Origin of the sequence: Streptomyces sp. NPDC127068, from assembly GCF_042724695.1 — a bacterium.
In the GTDB taxonomy this organism is placed as follows: Bacteria; Actinomycetota; Actinomycetes; order Streptomycetales; family Streptomycetaceae; genus Streptomyces.
This window is the reverse complement of the sequence record NZ_JBHXEN010000014.1, coordinates 87,278-109,353: the sequence shown is the minus strand read 5'-3', so window position 1 is coordinate 109,353 and position 22,076 is coordinate 87,278. Positions and strand designations below refer to the sequence as shown.

Annotated in this window: 24 protein-coding genes; 9 read left to right on the top strand and 15 right to left on the bottom strand. The window is 74.4% G+C overall.

Going from position 1 to position 22,076, the window contains the following annotated elements:
• Positions 1-18: 18 nt before the first annotated feature.
• The 5 genes from ACFWIA_RS11610 to ACFWIA_RS11590 form a co-directional block, all read right to left on the bottom strand.
• Positions 19-1,062, bottom strand: a complete 1,044-nt coding sequence (locus ACFWIA_RS11610) for a zinc-binding dehydrogenase (protein ID WP_387002798.1) — start codon at positions 1,060-1,062, stop codon at positions 19-21.
• Positions 1,063-1,113: 51 nt separating this feature from the next.
• A complete protein-coding gene (locus ACFWIA_RS11605) occupies positions 1,114-1,836 on the bottom strand; it encodes a lysoplasmalogenase (RefSeq protein ID WP_387002796.1) in 723 nt (240 codons plus the stop codon).
• A 234-nt stretch (positions 1,837-2,070) separates the two neighbouring features.
• Positions 2,071-2,805 (bottom strand): VIT family protein, encoded by a 735-nt coding sequence (locus tag ACFWIA_RS11600; RefSeq protein WP_387002794.1) that lies wholly within the window; start codon positions 2,803-2,805, stop codon positions 2,071-2,073.
• Positions 2,806-2,868: 63 nt separating this feature from the next.
• Positions 2,869-3,195 carry an antibiotic biosynthesis monooxygenase family protein gene (locus ACFWIA_RS11595; protein WP_387002792.1) on the bottom strand — a complete coding sequence of 109 codons (327 nt, stop codon included), beginning with the start codon at positions 3,193-3,195 and terminating at the stop codon, positions 2,869-2,871.
• Positions 3,196-3,275: 80 nt separating this feature from the next.
• A complete protein-coding gene (locus ACFWIA_RS11590) occupies positions 3,276-3,620 on the bottom strand; it encodes a hypothetical protein (RefSeq protein ID WP_387002791.1) in 345 nt (114 codons plus the stop codon).
• 343 nt (positions 3,621-3,963) lie between these two features.
• On the opposite strand from ACFWIA_RS11590, the gene ACFWIA_RS11585 reads away from it, so the two are divergent.
• The 5 genes from ACFWIA_RS11585 (at position 3,964) to ACFWIA_RS11565 (ending at position 9,795) form a co-directional block, all read left to right on the top strand.
• Positions 3,964-6,552 carry an MXAN_6230/SCO0854 family RING domain-containing protein gene (locus tag ACFWIA_RS11585; protein ID WP_387002789.1) on the top strand — a complete coding sequence of 863 codons (2,589 nt, stop codon included), beginning with the start codon at positions 3,964-3,966 and terminating at the stop codon, positions 6,550-6,552.
• A 154-nt stretch (positions 6,553-6,706) separates the two neighbouring features.
• Positions 6,707-7,771: a DEDDh family exonuclease gene (locus ACFWIA_RS11580; protein ID WP_387002787.1), complete on the top strand. Its 1,065-nt coding sequence runs from the start codon at positions 6,707-6,709 to the stop codon at positions 7,769-7,771.
• A 99-nt stretch (positions 7,772-7,870) separates the two neighbouring features.
• Complete coding sequence (locus tag ACFWIA_RS11575; protein WP_387002785.1) at positions 7,871-8,104, top strand: hypothetical protein; 234 nt, start codon at positions 7,871-7,873, stop codon at positions 8,102-8,104.
• Between the two features lie 57 nt (positions 8,105-8,161).
• On the top strand, positions 8,162-8,965 hold the full coding sequence (locus ACFWIA_RS11570) for an SURF1 family protein (protein WP_387002783.1): 804 nt from the start codon (positions 8,162-8,164) through the stop codon (positions 8,963-8,965).
• A 77-nt stretch (positions 8,966-9,042) separates the two neighbouring features.
• Positions 9,043-9,795: an SDR family oxidoreductase gene (locus ACFWIA_RS11565; RefSeq protein WP_387002782.1), complete on the top strand. Its 753-nt coding sequence runs from the start codon at positions 9,043-9,045 to the stop codon at positions 9,793-9,795.
• 24 nt (positions 9,796-9,819) lie between these two features.
• Here ACFWIA_RS11565 and amaP read toward each other — a convergent pair whose 3' ends face one another.
• From amaP to ACFWIA_RS11540, 5 genes are all read right to left on the bottom strand, one after another.
• Positions 9,820-10,407: an alkaline shock response membrane anchor protein AmaP gene (amaP, locus tag ACFWIA_RS11560; protein ID WP_387002780.1), complete on the bottom strand. Its 588-nt coding sequence runs from the start codon at positions 10,405-10,407 to the stop codon at positions 9,820-9,822.
• Complete coding sequence (locus ACFWIA_RS11555; protein ID WP_387002778.1) at positions 10,404-11,069, bottom strand: DUF6286 domain-containing protein; 666 nt, start codon at positions 11,067-11,069, stop codon at positions 10,404-10,406. The genes amaP and ACFWIA_RS11555 overlap by 4 nt, the downstream gene beginning before the upstream one ends.
• Positions 11,066-11,407: an iron-sulfur cluster assembly protein gene (locus tag ACFWIA_RS11550; protein ID WP_387002776.1), complete on the bottom strand. Its 342-nt coding sequence runs from the start codon at positions 11,405-11,407 to the stop codon at positions 11,066-11,068. Before ACFWIA_RS11550 ends, ACFWIA_RS11555 begins: the two co-directional genes overlap by 4 nt.
• Positions 11,408-11,410: 3 nt before the next feature.
• Positions 11,411-11,596: a hypothetical protein gene (locus ACFWIA_RS11545; protein WP_387002774.1), complete on the bottom strand. Its 186-nt coding sequence runs from the start codon at positions 11,594-11,596 to the stop codon at positions 11,411-11,413.
• 74 nt (positions 11,597-11,670) lie between these two features.
• Positions 11,671-12,165 (bottom strand): Asp23/Gls24 family envelope stress response protein, encoded by a 495-nt coding sequence (locus tag ACFWIA_RS11540; RefSeq protein WP_387002772.1) that lies wholly within the window; start codon positions 12,163-12,165, stop codon positions 11,671-11,673.
• Positions 12,166-12,256: 91 nt separating this feature from the next.
• Between ACFWIA_RS11540 and ACFWIA_RS11535 the strand changes: the two genes are divergently transcribed.
• Positions 12,257-13,075 carry a nucleopolyhedrovirus P10 family protein gene (locus tag ACFWIA_RS11535; RefSeq protein ID WP_387002770.1) on the top strand — a complete coding sequence of 273 codons (819 nt, stop codon included), beginning with the start codon at positions 12,257-12,259 and terminating at the stop codon, positions 13,073-13,075.
• 39 nt (positions 13,076-13,114) lie between these two features.
• Here the strand turns inward: ACFWIA_RS11535 and ACFWIA_RS11530 are convergent, their stop codons facing one another.
• The 3 genes from ACFWIA_RS11530 to abc-f form a co-directional block, all read right to left on the bottom strand.
• Entirely contained in the window at positions 13,115-13,924 is an 810-nt protein-coding gene (locus tag ACFWIA_RS11530; RefSeq protein WP_387002769.1) for an enoyl-CoA hydratase/isomerase family protein, read from the bottom strand.
• Between the two features lie 194 nt (positions 13,925-14,118).
• Positions 14,119-14,340 carry a helix-turn-helix domain-containing protein gene (locus ACFWIA_RS11525; protein WP_018533414.1) on the bottom strand — a complete coding sequence of 74 codons (222 nt, stop codon included), beginning with the start codon at positions 14,338-14,340 and terminating at the stop codon, positions 14,119-14,121.
• 441 nt (positions 14,341-14,781) lie between these two features.
• Positions 14,782-16,380 carry a ribosomal protection-like ABC-F family protein gene (abc-f, locus tag ACFWIA_RS11520; protein ID WP_387002766.1) on the bottom strand — a complete coding sequence of 533 codons (1,599 nt, stop codon included), beginning with the start codon at positions 16,378-16,380 and terminating at the stop codon, positions 14,782-14,784.
• 325 nt (positions 16,381-16,705) lie between these two features.
• Here abc-f and ACFWIA_RS11515 point away from each other — a divergent pair, with 325 nt between their 5' ends.
• Positions 16,706-17,119 (top strand): VOC family protein, encoded by a 414-nt coding sequence (locus tag ACFWIA_RS11515; RefSeq protein WP_387002764.1) that lies wholly within the window; start codon positions 16,706-16,708, stop codon positions 17,117-17,119.
• A 19-nt stretch (positions 17,120-17,138) separates the two neighbouring features.
• Here ACFWIA_RS11515 and ACFWIA_RS11510 read toward each other — a convergent pair whose 3' ends face one another.
• Entirely contained in the window at positions 17,139-18,629 is a 1,491-nt protein-coding gene (locus ACFWIA_RS11510; RefSeq protein ID WP_387002762.1) for a hypothetical protein, read from the bottom strand.
• A 306-nt stretch (positions 18,630-18,935) separates the two neighbouring features.
• Positions 18,936-20,066 (bottom strand): alpha/beta hydrolase family protein, encoded by a 1,131-nt coding sequence (locus ACFWIA_RS11505; RefSeq protein WP_387002760.1) that lies wholly within the window; start codon positions 20,064-20,066, stop codon positions 18,936-18,938.
• Between the two features lie 392 nt (positions 20,067-20,458).
• Here ACFWIA_RS11505 and ACFWIA_RS11500 point away from each other — a divergent pair, with 392 nt between their 5' ends.
• Positions 20,459-21,715, top strand: a complete 1,257-nt coding sequence (locus ACFWIA_RS11500; RefSeq protein ID WP_387002758.1) for an anion permease — start codon at positions 20,459-20,461, stop codon at positions 21,713-21,715.
• 9 nt (positions 21,716-21,724) lie between these two features.
• Positions 21,725-21,961, top strand: a complete 237-nt coding sequence (locus ACFWIA_RS11495) for a hypothetical protein (protein WP_387002756.1) — start codon at positions 21,725-21,727, stop codon at positions 21,959-21,961.
• Positions 21,962-22,076 lie beyond the last annotated feature (115 nt).

The window sequence follows — 22,076 nt, the reverse complement described above, 5'->3', positions numbered from 1 at the left end:
GGCGGCGCGGCGCGGGGTTCACGGGGTGACGAGGACCTTGAGGGCGGTGCGCTCGTCCATCGCCCGGTAGCCGTCGGCGATCTGCTCCAGACCGATCGTCAGGTCGAAGACCGGTGACGGGTCGAGGGTGCCGTCGAGGACGTCGGGCAGCAGGTCCGGCAGATACGCGCGGACCGGGGCGACACCGCCGCGCAGGGTGATGTTCCGGGCGAACGTGACGCCGAGGTCCACCCCGGAGGCGCTGCCGTGCGGCACGCCGACGAAGCCGACCGCCCCGCCGTCCCGGACGATGCCGAGGGCGGTGCGCATGGACGGTTCGGTACCGACCGCTTCGACCACCGCGGGGGCGCCCTCGCCGCGGGTGAGTTCCCGGACCGCGTCGACGGCGGCCTCGCCCCGCTCGGCGATGACGTCGGTGGCACCGAAGCGACCCGCCAGCGCGGTGCGTCGGCCGTGTCGTCCCAGGGCGATGATCCGTTCGGCCCCGAGCCGGCGGGCGGCCAGCACCGCGCAGAGGCCGACCGCGCCGTCCCCGACGACGGCGACCGTCACACCGGGGCCCGCGCCCGCGCCGACGGCCGCGTGGTGTCCGGTGCCGAGGACGTCGGACAGGGTGACGAGCGCCGCCAGCAGCCGGTCGTCGCCGAGCGCGTCCGCGGGCAGGGTGACGAGGGTGCCTTCGGCGTACGGGACGCGCACCGCCTCGCCCTGACCCCCGTCGTACCCGGGGCCGCCCCAGGCACCCCCGTGCACGCAGGAGGACGTCAGCCCGTCCCGGCAGTAGGCGCACACTCCGTCGGACCACAGGAACGGCGCCACCACCAGGTCCCCGGGGCGCACCCGGGTCACCTCGGCGCCGGCGTCCTCGACGAGGCCCAGGAACTCGTGCCCCATGCGCTGCCCCGGCCGGCGCCGGGCGGCGCCGCGGTAGGCCCACAGGTCGCTGCCGCACACGCCCGCCCGCACGACGCGGACCACGGCGTCCGTGGCGTACTGGACGCGGGGCGCCGGGACGTCCTCCACCCGGATGTCACGGGTGCCGTGGATGGTGGTGGCGCGCATGGGCGAGTCCTGTGCCGTGCGGGTCCCCGGACCGGGTCCGGGAACCGCCGTTCAGATCCGTTCCTCACGGTACGCCGGGGTGCCGCCGCGGTGCGCGGTGGCGGCGGCGAGCACGCCGGTGGTCAACAGGAACTGGGCGGTGAGGTAGGTGAGCATGACCCAGAAGTCGGGGCGCGGCAGCTGGGGCCAGTCGGCGATGCCGGTGGCGATGAGGGTGTCGGACAGCAGGAAGAGCGCGCCCCCGAGTCCGGTGACCGGCCCCAGGAGCCCGGCGCGGAACGCCGTCACCGTCAGGAGCACGCTGTAGAGCGCCACCGGGACGCGCAGCCCGGCCGGGAGGTCCGGCCACAGCAGGGCGACGGTGCCGACCAGGGCGAGGGCGTACCCGGCGCCGAGGGCGGTCCGCCCGTTCCGGGTCCGGGGGTCACGGCCCGGGCGGCCGTAGCGGGCGAAGAGCGCCAGGTAGCAGAGGTGGCCGACGGCGAAGGAGGCCATGCCGGCGAGGAACGCCAGGTCGTGGTCGACGAGCAGCAGGACGTCGCCGCCCCACCCGCACAGCAGCGCCCCGGTGAGCAGGCGCGGGCCGCCGCTGAGGGCGGCGTAGGCGGCGAGCAGGAGCAGCAGCACGGGTTTGACGGCGGTGTGGCCGGCGGAGGAGCCGGCGAGCAGGGCCGTGAGATCGGCGGTGGCGGCCACGGCGTAGGCGGCGAGCAGTCCGCGGAGCAGGGTGGAGCGCCGGGCGGTCGGCTCGGCGGGGAGGAGGCGCGGGATCACTCGGGGTCTCCGGGGGACGGGACGGGTGCCGTGGGGGGCGGGCGGCGCCCGTCAGCGGGGGCATGGATGCACCGTAGGGGGCGTTCCGGGCCACCACCAGACGTGATTACCCACAAGTATTACCGTTGAGTAGGTCGTCACTTCTGTGCACTTCGCCCCTTGTCAGGAGGGCGCTGGGGCCTGCCCGGGCAGGCCGGGTCGGGCCGGGCAGGCCCCCGGGCAAGGCGGGCCGGGTCAGATGCCCGCCGCGCCGAGCAGGGAACCCACCGCGTAGGTCACGCCCATCGCGAGCGCGCCGCCGACCACATTGCGCAGCACCGCGCGCCGCGGATCGGCGGCGCCGAGGCGGGCACTGGTCCAACCGGTGGCGACGAGCGCCGCCAGCACCGACAGGACGGTCACCGCGAGGCGCCAGTCCGCGGGCGGCAGCACCATCGCGAGCAGCGGCAGCAGGGCCCCGGCGGTGAACGCCAGGAAACTCGCCCAGGCCGCGTGCCAGGGATTGGTCAGCTGGTCCGGGTCGATGCCCAGCTCCACCCGTGCGTGGGCCCGCAGCGCGTCGCGCGCGGTGAGCTGCTCGGCCGCTTCCCTGGCGACGGCGGCACTCATCCCACGGTCGGTCAACAGGCCCGTCAGCTCTGCGAGTTCGGCCTCCGGCTCGTCCCGCAGCTCCCGACGTTCCTGGGCGAGCGCCGCCTGCTCGGAGTCCCGCTGGGTGGACACCGAGACGTACTCGCCCGCGGCCATCGACATCGACCCCGCGAGCAGCCCCGCGAGGCCCGCGGTGAACAGGGCCGAGCGGTCACCGGTGGCGCCCGCGACGCCGACCACCAGGCCCGCCGTCGACACCACGCCGTCGTTGGCGCCCAGGACGGCCGCCCGCAACCAGTTGAGGCGCCCGCCCAGCGCACCGCCGTGGGCCTCGTCGTGCGACGGCGGCTGACCGCCCGGAGGTGTCGGTTCGCTCACCGCTGGAGCGTCTCACCCGCCGGGCGGTGCCACGGGGAGGACGCTCCGGGGCGCCCCGGGGCGTCAGCCCTGCTTGGGCGCGGCCTGCTGGACGACCTCGAAGGACCACACCGTCGAACCGGACGCGGCGGGCTTGGGCCGCTCACCCTGGGCGGCGCCGCCCCGGTGGGCCGCCTGCATGGGCCCGTCCATCCACTTCTGGAAGTCCTCCTCGCTGCGCCAGCGGGTGTACACGAGGTACTGGTCGGTGCCCTCGACCGGGCGCAGCAGCTCGAACCACTCGAAGCCGTCGGAGCCCTCCACCGATCCCGCGCGGGACGCGAAGCGCTGCTCCAGCACCTCGCGCTGTTCCGCGGGGACGGTCAGGACGTTGATCTTCACGATACTCATGCGCCCATCCTGCCGTGCCCCGATCCGGGGGCGACGCAGGGGCCCTCCACGGCGGGTGCGACCAGCGCGCGGGCTGCGCGCTAGGCGTCCTTGACCGGCACCCTGAGGTCGAGGTTCCGGATGACGACGGTGTCCACCTCCGGTGTGACCTCGAAGTAGCCGGACGCTTCCGTCTCGGTGAGGACGGGAAGCACCGAACCGTCCGGCTCCTCCTCGACGATCCGGAGCACGAGTTCGTTCGGCTGCGGAGGGGTCCCCGGGTTGCCAGGCTCCAGCCTCAGCGTGAAGCCGGTGCTCGGGCAGGAGAGGTGCCCGGTGACGGTGACCCGGCGTCTGCCACCGCTGTGCAGGGTGGCCAGCGCCGTGAAGTCATCGGTCGTCAACTCGCAGCGGAGCGGGGAGCCTTGGTCTTCCGTGGTGCTCATGGTGCTCACCAGGTGGGGTTAGGTGCGGTCGGTCGGGGACGTGGGGCCGTCACAGGGCCGGTCCCGTCCCTTCCAGTGTGTGCCGCGGCCGTCCCCCCTGCCACTCGTGCGGCCCCCGGTCCGCCGGCCCTCGCGATCCCCCGGGCGGCCCGGTGCGGGGCCTCACGCACGGGCGCCCGTACGCCCGGGAGCGGGCGGCAACCCCGTGGCGGGGCGTGCGCGCCGCCACATAGACTCCCCCTTCGCGGGGGCGGCTCCGCGGCGTGCTTCCTTCTCCTCCTCTGCACGAGATCCGTAGTGCGCCCACTCTCCGCCCCCGCTCGTCACGTCCCGGGGGGCCCAGATGACCGAACTCGCTCTCGTGCTGCTCCGCCGGATGCGCACCGTGTACGTCGACGCGCCCGCGCCGGGCCACGAGCCGGTGGCGCACTCGTCGACGATCGTGGCCGGCGAGTCGCTGTTGCTGGAACGGGGCCACACCCTCAGCAAGCCGCTGCGCGACGCGCTGGCGGGGCTCGGCCGGCTCCGGCAGCGGATGGCGCTCAACACGCTGGTGAAGCAGCTCGACTCGCTGGTGGGCGCCGACCGTCCGCACTTCCCGCTGTTCCGTCGCTTCCCGCTGTCCCCGCCGGACGACACGCACGAGCTGTACGTGCAGCGGGTGTTCGCGCTGCTCCTGCAACACCCCGAGCAGCCGTGCGTGCGGTGCGCGAGGGCCGGCTCGGTGCACCCGGTGTCGCCGTGCGCCCATCTGGTGTGCCGGTCCTGCTGGGACGGCGCCGACTACACGGGCTGCCCGTTGTGCAACCGCCGCATCGACCCGGACGACCCCTTCCTGCTGCCTGCCGCTCCCCCGGACCCGCAGCGGTTCGCCGTTCCCGTCGGACCGCTGAGCCCGCTGGTGCTGGGAGGTGACCGGGCCGCCGACAGCGGGCGGGCCCTGGCCCTGCTGCTGGCCCGCCGCACCCCGTTGTCGCCGCAGGACCGGGACGACCTGACGGTGCTGCTCGCGCACGCACCGTGCCCCTCGCGGTGGCTGCCCCTCGACATCCCCGTCCGGGAGACCAAGGCACTGGTCCTCGGCACCCTGCTGCGCGAGCCCGCCACCCGCGAGGCGGTGCGCCCGCTGCTCGCCGAGCGGCTGACCACCGCCACCGACGTACTGCGGCTGCTGCGGGTCTGGTCGGGCGGCGGAGGCGACCTGGTCGGCGGGCATCCGCTGCGGTCCCTGCCCCGTCCGCTGCGCCGCGGCCTGTTGGCGGTCCTGGACGGTCTTGAGGTGTCCTCGTCGATCGAGGACATGGCCCGGCACCCGGGACTGTGGAAGGCCGCGGGACAGGTGCTGCACCCCTTCGAAGGGCACCAGCGGCATCCGCGGGCGACCCTGGCGTTCGCCGTCGTGCGCGGCACCCGGCTCCGGGACGACGCGCTCGGTCGTGCGCTGCGCGCGGCGGCGGACGCGCACCCGGACGCGGTGCGGCGCGACGGGCGGCGGCTGCGGCCCGTGCGGTTCCGCGCAGGGGTGGAACGGGCGCTCGCCGCACGGGACACCGGGGAGGCGTTCGCCCTGCTCGCCCGGCGGCCCGGCGAGCTGCTGCGCCGGCTCGACCACCTGCTGCGGCTGTCGGGCGACCCGGAGCTGCCCGGGGCGACGGCCGACCTCCTGCGTCAGGCGCTGCCCCGGGCGGGCGCGGGACCGCTGCTCGCCGCGTACGGGCAGGTGCGGGTGCGGCACCTGCCCGGCGGACGGCGGGTGTTCCTGCCCCGGGGCCGGGCGACGCACGCCTTCACGGTCCCCGACACCAGGGCGCCGCTGCCGGCGGAGCTCACCGCCCGGGTGGGTGCGCTGTTGGAGGAGGAGGTGCTGCGGAGGCTGTCGCAGGCACCGGGCGTGGACCTCGCCGTGCTGGACGCCTCCCTCGTGGACCTCCCCGTGCCGACGGCCGAACACACCGCGGCGAAGAGCCTGGTGTCCCTGCCGCGCGGCAGTGTCCGCCCGCTGCCGCAGGGGCCGATCGTCCGGCTGTTCCTGCACTGGCGGCAGCGCGGGCAGGAACCCGTCGACCTGGACCTGTCGGTGGCGCTGTACGACGCGGACTGGTCGTTCACCGGTCTGTGCGACTACACGGAGCTGACGTTCGGCGAACGCGCGGCCGTGCACTCCGGTGACCTGACCTCCGCGCCCGCGCCGCACGGCGCCACCGAGTACGTGGACCTGGACCCGGTGGCCCTCGCCCGGACGGGGGCGCGGTACCTCGTCCCGGTCGTCTTCAGCTTCGACAACACCTCCTTCGACGCGTTGGCGGACGGGTTCGCCGGGTTCATGGCCCTGCCGTACGAGGGCCGGAGCGCGCGCTTCGAGCCGGGGACGGTGCGGCAGCGCTTCGACCTCGCGGGTCCCGGCCGCGTCCAGCTGCCGATGCTGGTGGACCTGGAGCGGCGGGTGAGCGTGTGGACGGACGTGCAGGTGCCGGCGTCCGAGGGGTACCACCACGTCGCCCGCCACCGCTTCCGGCTGGGCCGCGTGGGACGTGACCTCCACGCCCACCTCGGGACCGGCCGCACCACGCTGTGGGACCTGGCGGTGTGGCACGGTGCCGCGCGCGCCGAGGAGGTCGCCGTGGTCCGCCGGGCGCCGGGGCCCGACGAGCCGGACGAGCTGTGGGTGTACCGGAGGGCGGACGGGGAGGGGCGTGCCCGGTTCGCGGCCCGGGTCCGCGACGGCGACCCGCCCGAGGAACGCCGCCCCGGTGCGGTGGACGCGCTGGCCGCCGCGGCGGCCCGGGGCAAGCGGGTGCTGCTCGCCCTGGTGGAGGGGGACGTCGCACCCGACGAGGTCAGCGGGGAGGTGTACCGGCTGCTGCCGGGGCCCGTCGACGGGTGCGGTCTCGACCAGCTCACGGCCCAGGACCTGGTGGCCGCACTGGGTTGACCCGACGTCGGGACGGGCACGCGGTACCGGGCGGGCCGTCAACCTCGTGCCGCGCCGCGTCAGTTGTGCGTCGACCGGACGGGGCGCCGTGTTCCGGGGCGCGGTCGGGTGGCGCCGGACGCGGTGTCAGCCGCGGGACGTATCCTCAATGACCATGCTCGACGACCGTACGACCGCAGCGCACCCGCCCGAGTGGCCGACCGCGTACCCCGAGGGGTACGCGGTGGTCGACGTCGAGACGACCGGTCTCGCCCGTGACGACCGGATCGTGTCCGCCGCGGTGTACCGACTGGACGCGCGCGGGGACGTCGAGGACCACTGGTACACGACGGTGAACCCCGAGCGTGACCCGGGACCGGTGTGGATCCACGGTCTGACGAGCGAGGCACTGGCCGACGCGCCGCTGTTCGCGGACGTCTCCGAGGAGTTCGCCGCCCGGCTCGACGGCCGGGTGCTCGTCGCGCACAACGCGGTGTTCGACTGGTCGATGATCGCCCGGGAGTACGCGCGCGCCAGCCGGATTCCGCCGGTGCGCCAGCGGCTGTGCACCATCGCCCTGTCCAAGGAACTGGGCCTGCCGTTGCCCAACCACAAGCTGGAGTCGCTGGCGGCGCACTTCGGGGTCGTCCAGCAGCGGGCCCACCACGCGTTGGACGACGCGCGGGTGCTCGCGGAGGCGTTCCGCCCGAGCCTGCGGGCGGCGGCGCGGGGCGGTCTGCGGCTGCCGCTGTTGGAGTGCCGTCCGCTGACCGAGTGGTCTCCGGGCTCAGCGGCACCGGCGGCCCCGGCGATCGGCCGCCAGGCGTCGTACGGCGGTTCGTCCGGGTACACCGGGAGCTGGCGGCAGTCCCGCAAGCGGCCCCCGTGCCCGCACCCCAATCCGGGCCGGTACGAGGTGGGCGGGGCGTTGAAGCAGGGCATGCGGGTCGCCTTCTCCGGTGACACCTCGGTCGATCGGGAGCTGTTGGAGGACCGGGCGATCGAGGCGGGGCTGCACATCGCGACCAGCCTGTCCCGGCTGACCAGCCTGCTCGTGACCAACGACCCCGATTCGGGCACCTCCAAGACGGTGAAGGCCGCGCAGTTCGGCACCCCCGTGATCGACGAGGCGGCCTTCGGGCAGTTGCTGCGGGACGTGGAACCCGCCGATCCGGTGCCCGCCAAGACCGCGCGCGCCGGGTCGGGGCGGACCACCGGGCCCACGGCCACGAACGACTGACGAGCGGACGAGCGGACGAGTCGGATGATCGGGTGAAATCGGCGGGCGGGTCCGCCTGCCCACCCGCCGTTCCGGGGCGCTGCGCGCACCCTGTGGCGCATGGCACGTTGTGAGGTCTGCGGAAACGACTACGGCATGTCCTTCGAGGTGCACGCGCAGGGCGCGGTGCACGTCTTCGACTGCTTCGCCTGTGCCATCCACCGGATGGCTCCCCTGTGCGAGCACTGCCGCGTCCAGGTCATCGGGCAGGGCGTCGAGGTCGAGGGGCACTGGTACTGCGGCGCCCACTGCTCCCGGGCGGACGGCCACGCGGGCATCGTGGACCGGGTCTGACGCCGCCGCCGGGACCCTGACGCGGAACGGCGCGGGGGCGAGTTGTACGGTCGTGGGGTGTACCGCTTCCTGTTGTCCCGGCAGTGGGTGATCCTCACCCTCCTCGCCCTCGTCCTCATCCCCGTGATGATCGAGCTGGGCTTCTGGCAGTTCCACCGGCACGAGAACCGCGTCGCCCACAACAAGCGGATCGAAGCGGCGATCACGGCGACTCCCGTGGCGGTCGGGGAACTGACCTCACCGGGGCACGCGGTGACCGACGCCGAACGGTACCGCCGGATCACGGCGACCGGCACCTACGACGACGAGAACCAGTTCGTGGTGCGCCGCCGCACCAACAGCGACGACCAGGTCGGGGTGCACGTCCTGACTCCGCTCGTCCTCGACGGCGGCAAGGTGCTGCTGGTCAACCGGGGCTGGATCGCCGCCGACGGACCACAGACCGAGCTGCCGCGCATCCCCGCGCCGCCGGGCGGCGAGGTCACCGTCACCGGGCGGTTGATGCCCGACGAGACCACGGCGAAGAGCGGCATCAAGGACCTCAAGGGCCTGCCCGACGGAATGATCATGCTGATCGGCAGCGCCGCGATGGCCGAGGTCCTGGACCGGCCGGTGCTCGGCGGCTTCGTCGAGCTGTCCGCCCCCGACCCGGACGGCGGCACCCCGCAGCTGCTGTCCGCCCCCGACCACGGCAGCATCGGCGCCCACATGGCCTACGCCGTGCAGTGGTGGCTGTTCACCGCCGCGGTGCCGGTGGGATGGGTGATCCTGGTCCGTCGGGAGCTGCGGGACCGGGCCGCGGCGGCGGCGAAGGAGTCCGACACCACCCCGACCGGGCCGCCCGCGACCGCGACGGTCTGACGGGCGGGAGGACGGGGACCCGCCCCGGCTGCCGGGGCGGGTCCCCGTCCTCCCGCACCCCGGGGCAGGATGGGGCCATGGATCTTGGACTGAAGGACCGTGTCTACGTCGTCACCGGCGCCACCCGGGGACTGGGCAACGCCACCGCCCGCGCACTCGTCGCCGACGGCGCCAAGGTGGTGATCACCGGGCGCGACGAGTCCGCCGCCGTCGAAGCCGCGACCGCGCTGGGCCCGAACGCGGTGGGGGTCGCCGCGGACAACGCCGACCCCGCAGCCGCGGACCGCCTGGTCGCGACGGCCCGGGAGTTCGGCGGCTTCGACGGCATCCTCATCAGCGTGGGCGGACCCGCACCCGGGTACCTGGCGGACAACACCGACGACGAGTGGCGGGCCTCCTTCGAGTCGGTCTTCCTCGGCGCGGTCCGGCTCGCCCGGACGGCCGCTGCCGAACTCGGCGAGGGCGGGGTGATCGGCTTCGTCCTTTCGGCGTCCGTGCACGAGCCGATCCCCGGTCTCACCGTCTCCAACGGGCTGCGCCCCGGCCTCGCGGGCTTCGCCAAGTCGCTCGCCGATGAACTCGGGCCGCGGGGCATCCGGGTGGTGGGCCTGCTCCCCTCGCGGATCGACACCGACCGGGTGCGACAGCTGGACGCGCTGTCGGCCGACCCGGAGGCGACCCGGGCCGGCCACGAGTCGAAGATCCCGCTGCGCCGCTACGGCACGCCCGAGGAGTTCGGCCGGGTGGCGGCGTTCACCCTGTCGCCCGCGGCCTCGTACCTGACGGGGATCATGCTGCCCGTCGACGGGGGCGCCCGCCACGGCTTCTGAGCGCCGGTCGGTCGGGCGCGCGGGTCAGCTCACGCGTTCCGCGTGGTGCCGGACCGTGCGCAGTCGGACCGTGGCGGGCAACCGGGCCAGGCCGGTGGAGGTCCGGGCGCCCGCGAGGACCTCGTCGTCGAGCCGCCGCAGGGTCCCGCGGGGCGCGGCGTGCGGCTCCAGGGTGAGTCGCACCCGGGCCGCCGGGGCGCTGCGGCGGCCGGTGAGGGTGACCTCGGCGCGCTCCACCCCGTCGAGGCCCTCCGCCTCGGCGGCGAGGGCGGCTTCCAGGGCGCGGCCCCGCAGCGTCGCGTCGTCGCCGTCTCCGCTGTCGACGAGGACGTCGGCGAGACGGCGGCGACGCAGCACCGACGACAGCCACCACAGGGCGAGCAGGACGAGGACCGCCAGTACCGCGATCACCGTGGGCCACCACCAGCCCTCGTCCCGCCAGCGGGTTCGCCGGGCGGTCGTGAGCAGGACGTCGTGCCGGTCGTCGTACACCCACCAGGAGGGTGGCCGCACTCCGAGTCCGACGGCGAGGACGGAGCCCCCGCCGACCAGCAGGACGAGTCCCAGCGCGCCGAGGAGCACCCGGTTGACGGTCCTGAGCACGGGCCTCACCTCTTCTTGCCGGGTCGTCGCACCCGTAGCCGGAGCGAGGGGGGACGGCCGAGGCCGAGTTCGTCGACGCCCTCGGCGAGGGCGGATTCCAGGTCGGCGCGGACGTCGTCCAGTTCGCGGAAGTGGGAGACGGCGCGGACCTCGGCCTTGCGGCGCCGCACCCGTACCCGTACCGACTGCACCCCGGACACCTCGGCGGCGCGGTCCCGCAGCGCGGTCGCGGCGGCCTTGCGGTGCAGTGCGGCCCGTAGGTCCGGGCCGGTGCCGCGCATGGGGAGCAGGGCGCGTTGGCCGGGGGTGAGCGCGAGGACGAGGAGCAGGAGGCCGAGTGCGGCGGCGACGCCCGCGCCGGTCAGGACCCACGGGTCGTCCAGGGGGCGGGTGGCGAGTCCGTCGGCGAGGGTGCGGCGCCAGCCCATCGCGGGGCGGCCCGCGCGCACGGCGGCGACGTCGTAGAGCAGCAGGCCGGTGCCGGCGACCAGGAGCAGGGCGACGATCCCGGCGGGCACCCGGCGGGCCGACCAGAAGCGGCGGGGCCCGACACGGTCGGCGGACTCCGCGGCGTGCGGGGCCGGGGGGTCGGCGGGGTCGCGGGGCGGGTCGAGTACGGGGGTCCGGCGGGTGTCGCCGGTCGCCTTCGGGGGCGGCTCGGGCTCGCTCATCGAATCCTCTCCCGCGCTCCGCCCGCCGAGGCCGGGTGCAGGCGTTCCACGTGCACCGTGACCTCGGGGACCTCCATCCCGGCCAGTGTCCGCACCCGTTCGGTAACCCGACGGCGCACCGCGGCGCACTGGGCTCCGAGGTCGCCGGGGTAGTCGAGTTCGAGGGTGACGCGGACCCGGGCACTGTTCTGGTGGACCTCGACCGTGGCGTGCGGGGCGGCCCCCGCGGGGACGGTCTCCAGCGCCTCGCGGGCCGCCCGCGCGGCGATCTTCGCGATGACGCGGTCGGCGATCAGGGTGGCCCCGCGCTCGGCGGCCTCGACGACCTGAGCGGCCACCCGTCACCCCCGCCGGTCGCCGCGGGAGCGGAAGAACTCGCCGGGTTCCAGGTCGCCGTCCAGGAACCGGCCCGCCACGAAGCCGACGGCGCCGAGCGCCGCCACCAGCAGGAAGGCCCCGAAGCCGCCGAAGTACCCGGCGAAGCCCAGTGCCATTCCGGCGATCATGCCGACCACGGCCATGCTCATCGTGCGCTCCTCTGCGCGAGTTGCGGTGCTGCCGACGTACGGACTCCCCCGCCCCGCTCCGTGGCCCGGTGGGCTCACTGGAGCCGTGACTCGGGTTCCTCGTCCTCTTCGTCGGGCAGCTTGACGTCGCTCACGGCGATGTTGACCTCGACGACCTCCAGTTCGGTCATCCGCTCCACCGCCGTGACGACGTTCTCCCGCACGGCACGTGCCACCTCCGCGATCGACACGCCGTACTCGACGACGATCTCCAGGTCGAGGGCCGTCTGCACCTCGCCGACCTCGGCCTTGACCCCGCGGGACACGGACTTGGAACCGCCGGGCACCCGGTCGCGGACCGCGCCGAAGGTGCGGGAGAGTCCGCTGCCCATCGCATGGACGCCGACGACGTCACGGGCGGCCAGCCCGGCGATCTTCTCGACGACGCCGTCCGCGATGGTGGTGCGACCGCGGGTCGCCGGATCGCCGCCGCCCCGCCTCGTCGTCTGGGACTTGCGCAGCGACTCGCGCTGCTCGTTCGAGGACTGCGCCGGATTGTCCGGGCCCTTCCGCTGCGTGGTGTCGGTCATCGCCGTTCCCTCTCCACCGGGGTCGTGGTCCTGGAGCCCACACTAAGCGCGGTTGCCGGCTCGCGCGTCCGGGATGGGGCAGGCTGGAGCAATGACCGCTGACGGGTGGACGCAGGTGGTACGGGAGCAACTGGGACTGGGCGCGCTACTGCCCTTGGGCGGGCCGGGTGACGGTGTCTGGATCGCCGAGTCGGCGGCCCGTGCGGGGGTGCGCCGGGAGGTGGGGGCACTGCCCGGGGCACGGCTCGGTGCGCTCGGTTTCTCCGCCGTCGAGGACCGGGCGGTGGCGGGCGCGGAGGCCGGGGTGCCGGCGCCGCCGACCGCGTTGCCGCCGGGTCCGTTGCGGATCACCGGGGAGCTGGCGGCGGCGCTCGACGCGCCGCTGCCGGTGACGGTGGCCCGGGCGAGGGCGGCGTTGGCGGGGGCGGCCCGGGTGGTCGGGCTCGGAGTGGTGGAGGTGGACCTCCGGGTGACGGAGGTGCTGGATGCGGATGCGGGCCCCGGCGGGGCCCCGGGGCCGTCCGAGGGGGCGGCCCGCGCCGCCGGGGCCGCTTCGACCGCCCCGGACCGCGCCGGACGCCCCGATGCCTCCGACACCTCCGACGCTCCCGGCGACCCGGGTGGCGCCGGTGGCGACGTGGCGCGGGTTGCTGCCGTGGCGGCCCGGGTGCCGGGGGTCGCACGGCTGACCGGGGCCCTGGGCGGGCTGGCCGCCCCGGTGCGGATCACCGAGCCCAGCGCTGCGGAACCGGGCGGCGCGCCGGCGCTGCCCCGCCGCCACGTCCGGGTCGAGCTGGCGGTGGCGGCGGACACGGGTCCGTTGGAGGTGGGGCGGGCGGTGCGCCGGGCCGTCACGGACGCCTTCCCGGATCACCCGTCGGTGGCGGTGCTGGTGACGGCGTGGGACTGACGGCCCCGCGCCGACGCATCGCCCGGTCGCCGCGGCCGGTCAGTCGCCGAGGCCGGTGAGATCGCGCAGCCGCCGGGCCTGCGCCGCGCGCTCCGCGGCCCGCTGCTCCTCGTAGCCGCGCGCGGCGGCGCCCTGGAGGAGGGCCTTGGTCTCGATGACGGCGTCCCGGGGGGCGGCGAGCAGCGCGGCGGTGAGGTCGGCGGTCGCGGCGGGCAGCTGGCCGGTCGGGACGACGAGGTTGGCGAGGCCGACCCGTTCGGCTTCGGCGGCCTTGACGAAGCGGCCGGTCACGCACAGTTCCAGGGCCCGGGCGTAGCCGACGAGTGCGACCAGGGGGTGGGTACCGGTGAGGTCGGGCACCAGTCCGAGGCTCGTCTCGCGCATGGCGAACTGCACGTCCTCGGCGACGATCCGCAGGTCGCAGGCGAGGGCGAGTTGGAAGCCGGCGCCGATGGCGTGCCCCTGGACGGCCGCGACGGACACCAGGTCCCGTCGCCGCCACCAGGTGAACGCCTCCTGGTACCCGGCGATGGCGGCGTCGAGCGCCGCGTCGGTGCGGTGGGCCAGATCGGTGAAGGACGGTTCGCCCGGAAAGCCCTCCGGGGTGAACGCCTGCCGGTCGAGCCCGGCGGAGAAGGACGTGCCCTCGCTGCGCAGCACCACGACCCGGACGGTGCCGGGCAATGCGCGGCCGACCTCGGTCAGGGCGCGCCACAGGGCGGGGCTCTGGGCGTTGCGCTTGGCCGCGTTGGTCAGCGTGACCGTGGCGACTTCACCTTCCACGGTCAGCCGAACGCCGTCCCGGTCGAGTAGGGGTTGCGGTGACCGGGGCAGTGGCTGTGACGACACGTGGCGCCTCCGAGGTGCGGTCCGGTGGTGCCACACATCGCACGCAGTACTCGGCACTCGGCACCCGACGCGCGCCGTGTGACCGGTGGACGCGGGCACCCGTAAGTGACTGCACAGTAACCACCCGGTCGGTCGGACGACCGACCGGGTGGCCACACCGGAGCCGAGGTAGAGCCGGTGGAGCCGCCCGGACGTCAGCTGGCGGCTGCCTTCTTTCCTCGTGTCGCCCCGCCGCGTCCCCGCAGCGTGACGCCGGACTCACTGAGCATCCGGTGGACGAAGCCGTACGAGCGGCCGGTTTCCTCGGCCAGCGCTCGAATGCTCGCACCGGAGTCGTACTTCTTCTTCAGGTCTGCCGCGAGCTTGTCGCGCGCGGCGCCGGTCACCCGGCTGCCCTTCTTCAGAGTCTCGGCCACCCGTGCCTCCTCATGGGAAGTGCGCTCTGGACTTCTCATGATCACCCCTCCCGCGCTTCCTGGCCACCCATTCGGCAAGGTCGGTACGACACCGGGAGCCGTTTGGGAAGCGATCCGCACGGGGGGAACCTTTGCCTCCGCTTCATCGCGAGCGGGACCGCGCGGGAAGCCGTCGACGAATCAGCAGGTCAGGAGGGTCCCCCACACGGGAAGCGGAACCTTTTCCTCCGTCCACAAAAATCCGTGTAGGACGCACCGCTGCACTAGGTGATCTCACACCATTGATGGATCACCACTAGGCCGAATGATCCATACGCAGTGGATCACCCTTTCGATCAAGCACGTTCCGCCCCTCACTCGTCCGGGGTTCGGGTGCCCGCCGGCGGAGGGAAACGTGCGATCGGGCACCCACCCCGATCGGCGGGTGCCCTGCGGACGGGGTCAGGCGAGGCTGACCAGGTCCGCGTAGTCGGCGCCCCACAGGTCCTCGACGCCGTCCGGCAGCAGGATGATCCGCTCGGGCTGGAGCGCCTCGACGGCGCCCTCGTCGTGGGTGACGAGGACGACGGCGCCCTGGTAGGTGCGCAGCGCGCCGAGGATCTCCTCGCGGCTCGCCGGGTCGAGGTTGTTGGTGGGCTCGTCCAGGAGCAGCACGTTCGCCGCGGAGACGACCAGGGTGGCGAGGGCGAGGCGGGTCTTCTCCCCGCCGGACAGCACGCTCGCCGGCTTGTCGACGTCGTCGCCGGAGAAGAGGAACGAGCCGAGCGTCTTGCGCACCTGGACCAGGTCCAGGTCGGGGGCGGCCGAGCGCATGTTCTCCAGGACCGTGCGCTCCGGGTCCAGCGTCTCGTGCTCCTGGGCGTAGTAGCCGAGCTTGAGGCCGTGGCCCTCGACGACCTCGCCGGTGTCGGGCTTCTCCACCCCGGCGAGCAGCCGCAGCAGGGTGGTCTTGCCGGCGCCGTTCAGGCCCAGGATGACGACCCGGGAGCCCTTGTCGATGGCCAGGTCGACATCGGTGAAGATCTCCAGCGAGCCGTACCACTTGGACAGGCCCTCGGCGGTGAGGGGGGTCCGGCCGCAGGGCGCGGGGTCGGGGAACCGCAGCTTGGCGACCTTGTCGGACTGTCGGACGTCTTCGAGTCCGGACAGCAGCCGCTCGGCACGGCGGGCCATGTTCTGCGCGGCGACCGTCTTGGTGGCCTTGGCACGCATCTTGTCGGCCTGCGCGTTGAGGGCGGCGGCCTTCTTCTCGGCGTTCTGGCGCTCGCGCTTGCGGCGCTTCTCGTCGGCCTCGCGCTGCTGCTGGTAGAGCTTCCAGCCCATGTTGTAGACGTCGATGGCGGAGCGGTTGGCGTCCAGGTAGAAGACCTTGTTGACGACCGTTTCGACCAGGTCGACGTCGTGGGAGATCACGATGAAGCCGCCGCGGTACGTCTTGAGGTAGTCGCGCAGCCAGACGATGGAGTCCGCGTCGAGGTGGTTGGTCGGCTCGTCGAGGAGCAGGGTGTCGGCGTCCGAGAAGAGGATGCGGGCCAGCTCGATCCGGCGGCGCTGACCGCCGGAGAGGGTGTGCAGCGGCTGGCCGAGGACCCGGTCGGGCAGGTTGAGCGCGGCGGCGATGGTGGCGGCCTCGGCCTCGGCGGCGTACCCGCCCTTGGTGAGGAACTCCGTCTCCTGCCGCTCGTACTGCCGCAGGGCCTTCTCCCGGGTGGAACCCTGGCCGCTGGCGATGCGCTCCTCGTTCTCGCGCATCTTGCGGATCAGGGTGTCCAGACCGCGGGCGGACAGGATGCGGTCGCGGGCGAGCATGTCGAGGTCGCCGGTGCGGGGGTCCTGCGGGAGGTAGCCGACCTCGCCGGAGCGGGCGACCGTGCCGGCGGCGGGGATGCCCTCCCCGGCGAGCACCTTGGTGAGGGTGGTCTTGCCGGCACCGTTGCGGCCGACCAGGCCGATGCGGTCGCCCTTGGCGATGCGGAAGGTGGCGGACTCGATGAGGACGCGGGCGCCGGCGCGCAGCTCGATACCGGAAGCGGTGATCACGGACGGACTCCTGGGCGGATGGACGGCGAGATGGGCGGCGAGGGCGGTGACGCCGTCTAATGCACGAGGAGAACAGCCATGGGAGAAGTCTAACGGGCGTACGCAAGCGGATTCCCCGCTGCGGGGCGGGCTCCCGAGGTGCGCGGGGGTGCGCGGGCCGGGGGCGGCCCGGGGGCGGCGGGGGCCGACCGGGAGGGTCGGGGGGCGGCCGGCGGCGGCTCGACAGGGCGTTGTCGGACCCCGGTGCCAGACTGGGCAGCAGTCACGTTTTCGACGACGAGACCGGCCCGGGAGCCGGGTCGGTCCGGCCGAGGAGGGACTTCCCATGGCGCGCACGAACGACGGCCCCCCGACCGTCTACCCGTCGCTGCTGTACGCGGATGCGCACGCGGCGATCAAGCTGCTCACAGAGGCGTTCGGCTTCACCGTGGTGAGCGTCTTCGAGGGGGAGGACGGCCGGGTGCTGCACGCCGAGCTGTCGTACGGCAACGGCGCGGTGATGCTCGGCTCCGTGGGGCGCGGCGGCCCGTTCGACCAGGCGTTGTCGGGTGCCGGCCCGTGGGGGACGTACGTGGTGGTGGACGACGTCGACGCCCACCACCGGCGGGCGGTGGAGCACGGCGTGCAGATCGTGCTGCCGCCCACCGACCAGGACTACGGGTCGCGGGACTACCTGGCCCGCGACCACGAGGGCAACGTGTGGAGCTTCGGCACGTACGCGCCCTCGATCGGCGGCTGAGCGCACCGCCGCCGGCCGGTCAGCCGCCGCCGGTGTGCACCTGGAAGGCCGCCCGGCGCACGGCCTTGGCGAGCGCGGGGTCGGGGTGGGCGGCGGCGAGCGCGACGAGCACCTGCACGGTGCGCGGATGCCCCACGCCCCGGATGTCCTCCAGCAGCGCCGGGACGGTGGGGTGGGGCGCGGACTCCAGGTGGCGCACGAGCAGTTGGGCCTCGCCGTGGTCGGCGACGGCCGCCGCGGTGTCGACCCAGAGCCAGACCTCCTCGTCGTGGGTCAGCACGGCGTGCGCGTCCTCGGGGTCCACCCCCTCTATCTCGGCGAGCCAGAGCAGGGCGTACGGCCGGAGCGAGGGCTCCTCCCGGACCTGGCGGACCTCCGCTTCGGCGGGTGCGCCGACGACCCGCAGGGCGTCGAAGGCCAGTCCGCGCAGCAGGGCGTCCTCGCCGCGGGCGGCGGCGATCAGCTCGGTGACGGCGCTGGAGACCGTCCGGGCGGCGAGCCAGGCGCGGTACTCGGCGCGGGCCTCGCTGGGCCGCAGGCGGGCACAGCCGCGGAGCATCGCCTCGGCGGAGTGCTCGATGTTGCCCCCGGCGGTGCTCTGGGCCGCGACGCAGATCTGTTCCAGCTTGACCCACACGGCCCAGCTGCCGAGCGGGGTGAGGGTGGCCTGGCCGGCGGAGCAGGTGAGGGCGCCGACGGCGGTGAGCGCGTGCAGGGCCCAGTCGAGCAGTGCCGACACCCGGGGCGGGGCGACCGGGTCCGGTGCCGCGCCCACGGGTTCGGGTCCCGGTCCGTAGGGGATCTCGCAGCGTTCGGTGCGCAGTTCGGTGACCCGCTGTTCCAGCAGGTCGAGCAGTTGCGGCACCGGGACGGGGCCCGCGGACAGCTGGAGGAACGACAGCACCTGCGGCATGGCCTCCACCACCTCGGCGACGGCCGCCGCCTCGGGCTCGCCGGGGGCGGGGTGGGCGAGCGACCAGGCGTCGAACAGGGCCACCCAGCCGCGGAGCACCGCCGCGTCGTCCCGGTCCCAGGCCCGTAGCCGCCAGCCGGCGCGGGCGTAGTCGCCGTGCACCTCGACGAGCCCGGACAGGCGGGCGGTGTCCCAGTCGGCGCGGACCTGACGCGGGGACAGCCCCAAGTCGGCGGCGGCGCGTTCGGCGGTCGCCGCCGAGAGGTTGCCGCCGCCGTCGGGGAGGGTGGCCAGGGCCGGGGAGGGGACGTCCGGGGCCGGTCCGGTGGGCTGGGCGGGGACGCTGCGCGGGGCGCCGGCCCCCGGGTCCCGGTGGGCGGAGGGGCGTAGCGCGGCGTCCGCCCAGCGGGCCACCCGTACGGCCCCGGCGAGGCCCGCCCGGGCGGTTCGCGCCAACTCCCAGGGCGCAGGGGTGCCCTCGGGCGGCCTCGGTGCGGGGCGGCGGGAACGCCTTTCCCCGACCGCCGGGGTGGCGGCGGTCAGGGAACGCGGACGGACGAGTCGGAGCCTGGAGTCGCGCGGGGTACGGGACGTCACAGGGGCAGTCTTCCGGTTGACGGTCCGAAAACCCAAACGGAATGCCCTGCGAGGAGCGGGTGAACCCCTGTGCGGTGGTCCGTGTCCTGTTCGAGAGAGCCGAAGCGGAGCCGCCCGGGAGGTGGGGCGGGTGGGGCTGAGGGGGCTGGTGTGGACGAGGCGTCTACCACAGGGGGGTATGGGGGCCCGGTCGCCCCGGCGGAGGACGTCGGGGACGGGTGGACGGGAACCGGCGGACGGGAACGGGTGGACGGCGACGGGTCGAGGGGCCGGCGGGTGCGGGAGCGGACGGGCCGGTGCCCGGGGTCAGCCCAGCGGGGTGAGGAAACGGCGCAGCGCCTCCTCGTACCCCGCGGGGTCCGCGTTCCACATGGCGCCGTGCGGGGCACCGGGGACGGCGTGCAGGGTGACCAGTTCGGGGCGGCTGCGGGCGAAGGCCCGGGACAGCGCCCAGGGCGCGACCGCGTCGTCCGGGCCGTGCACCACCAGCGCGGGCACCCGGAGGTCACGGATGTCGGCCCGTTCCCGCACCCGGTGCGGACGCAGTCCGGTGCGGCCCTGGGCGGCGCGGACGGCCAGCGGCAGCAGGGCGTCCGGCACGTGTCGCGCGGTGGCGAGGGCCCGGACGGTGGCCTCCCAGTCGAGCACGGGCGAGTCGAGGACCAGTCCGGCGACGCGGTCGCGCAGCGCGGAGTGGGTGGCGGCGCGCAGCGCCATGGTGGCGCCGGTGGACCAGCCGTGCAGGACGAGGCGCTGCGCCCCGTGGCGGACGGCGTGGCGCATCGCGGCGTCCAGGTCGCGCCATTCGGTCTCGCCCAGGTGGCTGAGGCCGTCCGGGGAGCGGGGGGCGCCGCGGTCTCCCCGGTAGGCGAGGGACAGCACGGGGAAGCGGCGACGGTGCAGGAAGTCCATGACGACCATCGGGTGTTCCCGGGTGGTGCCCAGGCCGTGCACCGCGATGACCCAGGTGTCGCGGGCGGAGGGCACCAGCCAGGCGGGCAGCGGGCCCGTCTCGCCGAGGACCTCGACGTCCTCGTGGTCCAGGCCGAGGGCGGTGCGGGGGTCACCGATGTGGACCTGGGGGGTGAGCCGGACCTCGGCGCCCGCGTCCAGGGTGCCGTGGGTGACGCGTTCCAGGCGGCGGACGACCGTGTCGGCGGTGTGGGGGGCGTCCGGGAGGACCGGGCCCACCACCGCGTGGACGCCGTGGCCGGTGAGGCCGTAGGTGCCGGGGCGCAGGCTGGAGAGGTCCCGGGTGAGGGTGACCCGGTCGGCGGTGACCGCGTGGACGGTGAGCCGGGGGTCGGTGGGGAGCGGGTGGCCGGGACGGGGCCTGAGGGCGGCGTTGCTGGCGAAGCGGCCCGCCGCCAGGGCCAGCAGGGCGGTGGTCGCTGTGGTGGCGGTGACGGCCGCGGCCGTCGCTCGGGCTGTACGCACGCCTCCCAGTGTCGGGGTGGGCGGGTCCCGCGGCCAGTGGGGACGCGCCGTGTCGGGGGTGCGGGCCCGATGTGGTCGTCGGGCGGGACGGCGGGGTGACGTTCCTTACTTATTTGGGGCAAAGCGGATCGTCGGGTCGCATGGCGGAGCGAGGGTCGTACAGTCGGATGAGGTGGTGAACCGACCCCCCGGCAGAGTGCGGCAACCGCTTGCGCCGGAAGCCCCGGAGCCCACCGTTCCGGCCTCGCGGCATCGCCCGATCACCCGGTCCTCCCATGCGGAATAGCCTTGCTCCAGATTGAGACACCGCGATGCCCGCCTCAGTTCATCTTCCGTTCACTCAGGTTGCCTACGTTCCAACCGCCACTGTCGTCCAACAGAAGCCTGGGTAAATGGAAAACATCACGCTCCTCCTCGGAATCGTGATCGTCACCGCTCTCGTGTTCGATTTCACGAACGGTTTCCACGACACGGCCAACGCGATGGCGACGACCATCTCGACTGGCGCAATGAAGCCCAAGACGGCGGTGGCCATGTCCGCCGTGCTCAATCTGGTCGGAGCCTTCCTTTCGGTCGAGGTCGCCAAGACGATCTCGGGCGGCATGATCAACGAAGACGGCATACAGCCAGAGGTGATCTTCGCGGCGCTCGTCGGCGCCATCCTCTGGAACCTGTTCACGTGGCTCCTGGGCCTGCCGTCCAGCTCTTCGCACGCCCTGTTCGGTGGCCTCATCGGTGCCGCCGTCATGTCGGCCGGCTGGGACTCGGTGAACGGCTCGACCGTCGTCACCAAGGTCCTGATCCCCGCCGTCGCCGCTCCGCTGGTAGCCGGCGTGGCCGCGATGCTCGCGACCCGCCTGACCTACAAGATCGGCAAGAAGGCCGACGACAAGTCGACCTCCAAGGGCTACCGCATCGGGCAGATCTCCTCGGCCGGACTCGTCTCCCTCGCGCACGGCACCAACGACGCGCAGAAGACCATGGGCATCATCACCCTGGCGCTGGTCACCGGTGGCGCCCTGGCCCCCGGGTCGAACCCGCCGGTCTGGGTCATCGCCTCCGCCGGCATCGCCATCGCGCTCGGCACCTACCTCGGCGGCTGGCGCATCATCCGCACGATGGGCCGCGGTCTCACCGACCTCCAGCCCCCGCAGGGCTTCGCCGCCCAGACCAGTGCCGCGACGGTCATCCTGGCCTCCTCGCACCTGGGCTTCTCGCTCTCCACCACGCAGTCCTGCTCCGGTGCCGTGATGGGCGCGGGCCTCGGCCGCAAGGGCGGGGTCGTCCGCTGGTCGACCGCCACCCGGATGTTCGTCGCCTGGGGTCTGACCCTGCCGGCCGCCGGTGTGGTCGGTGCGCTCGCCGAGCTGCTCACCAAGCAGGGCCCCTGGGGCATCGCCGTCACGGGTGCGCTGCTCGTCGCCGGGTCGGCCGCCATCTGGTTCATCTCCCGCCGGGAGGTCGTCGACCACACCAACGTCAACGACGTCGACGAGCCCGCGGGCGTCGTCACCACCGCCATCGCCGCGGTGACCCCGCCGCCGGCCGGTCCGGTCGCCGACGCCACCGCCCTGGGCGACCTCACGGCCACCCTCCCGGCGAAGCAGGACCCCTCGACGGAGTCCGCGCCGCGGACCGCCAAGGTGTAAGGAACCTCCATGAAAATCGACTGGGCAGCACTCGCCTCCGTGTTCGGCGTCAGCCTCGTGGTCACGGTGGCTCTCGTGGGTCTCTTCACCCTCGGCATCGTCGGACTCTCCAAGCGGGAGGCGGCGCTCGCCGCGGAGGGCGGGCCCAAGGGCGGATCGGCAGCAATGGCCGCCACCGGCGCCTACGCCTGCTTCGCCCTGTGCGTGGCCGCCGTCACGTACGGCATCTATCTGATCGTCGCCTGATCACCCCCTGATCCACCGGACCCGCACGGGTCCTGACGGTCCGGCCGGGGGCCGGGGCCGGGGCGGTGGCGCGCCGGGCCCTGCGCCGGTGGGGCTTACACCACGTGCCCGCCGC

Excerpts from the sequence above, each read along its gene's own strand:
- ACFWIA_RS11595 (WP_387002792.1), bottom strand. The coding sequence starts at position 3,195 with ATGAGTATCGTGAAGATCAACGTCCTGACCGTCCCCGCGGAACAGCGC.
- ACFWIA_RS11590 (WP_387002791.1), bottom strand. The coding sequence starts at position 3,620 with ATGAGCACCACGGAAGACCAAGGCTCCCCGCTCCGCTGCGAGTTGACG.
- ACFWIA_RS11540 (WP_387002772.1), bottom strand. The coding sequence starts at position 12,165 with ATGACCGACACCACGCAGCGGAAGGGCCCGGACAATCCGGCGCAGTCC.
- ACFWIA_RS11580 (WP_387002787.1), top strand. The coding sequence starts at position 6,707 with ATGCTCGACGACCGTACGACCGCAGCGCACCCGCCCGAGTGGCCGACC.
- ACFWIA_RS11545 (WP_387002774.1), bottom strand. The coding sequence starts at position 11,596 with ATGAGCATGGCCGTGGTCGGCATGATCGCCGGAATGGCACTGGGCTTC.
- ACFWIA_RS11500 (WP_387002758.1), top strand. The coding sequence starts at position 20,459 with ATGGAAAACATCACGCTCCTCCTCGGAATCGTGATCGTCACCGCTCTC.
- ACFWIA_RS11565 (WP_387002782.1), top strand. The coding sequence starts at position 9,043 with ATGGATCTTGGACTGAAGGACCGTGTCTACGTCGTCACCGGCGCCACC.
- ACFWIA_RS11575 (WP_387002785.1), top strand. The coding sequence starts at position 7,871 with ATGGCACGTTGTGAGGTCTGCGGAAACGACTACGGCATGTCCTTCGAG.
- ACFWIA_RS11495 (WP_387002756.1), top strand. The coding sequence starts at position 21,725 with ATGAAAATCGACTGGGCAGCACTCGCCTCCGTGTTCGGCGTCAGCCTC.
- ACFWIA_RS11555 (WP_387002778.1), bottom strand. The coding sequence starts at position 11,069 with ATGAGCGAGCCCGAGCCGCCCCCGAAGGCGACCGGCGACACCCGCCGG.
- ACFWIA_RS11610 (WP_387002798.1), bottom strand. The coding sequence starts at position 1,062 with ATGCGCGCCACCACCATCCACGGCACCCGTGACATCCGGGTGGAGGAC.
- ACFWIA_RS11585 (WP_387002789.1), top strand. The coding sequence starts at position 3,964 with ATGACCGAACTCGCTCTCGTGCTGCTCCGCCGGATGCGCACCGTGTAC.
- ACFWIA_RS11515 (WP_387002764.1), top strand. The coding sequence starts at position 16,706 with ATGGCGCGCACGAACGACGGCCCCCCGACCGTCTACCCGTCGCTGCTG.
- ACFWIA_RS11535 (WP_387002770.1), top strand. The coding sequence starts at position 12,257 with ATGACCGCTGACGGGTGGACGCAGGTGGTACGGGAGCAACTGGGACTG.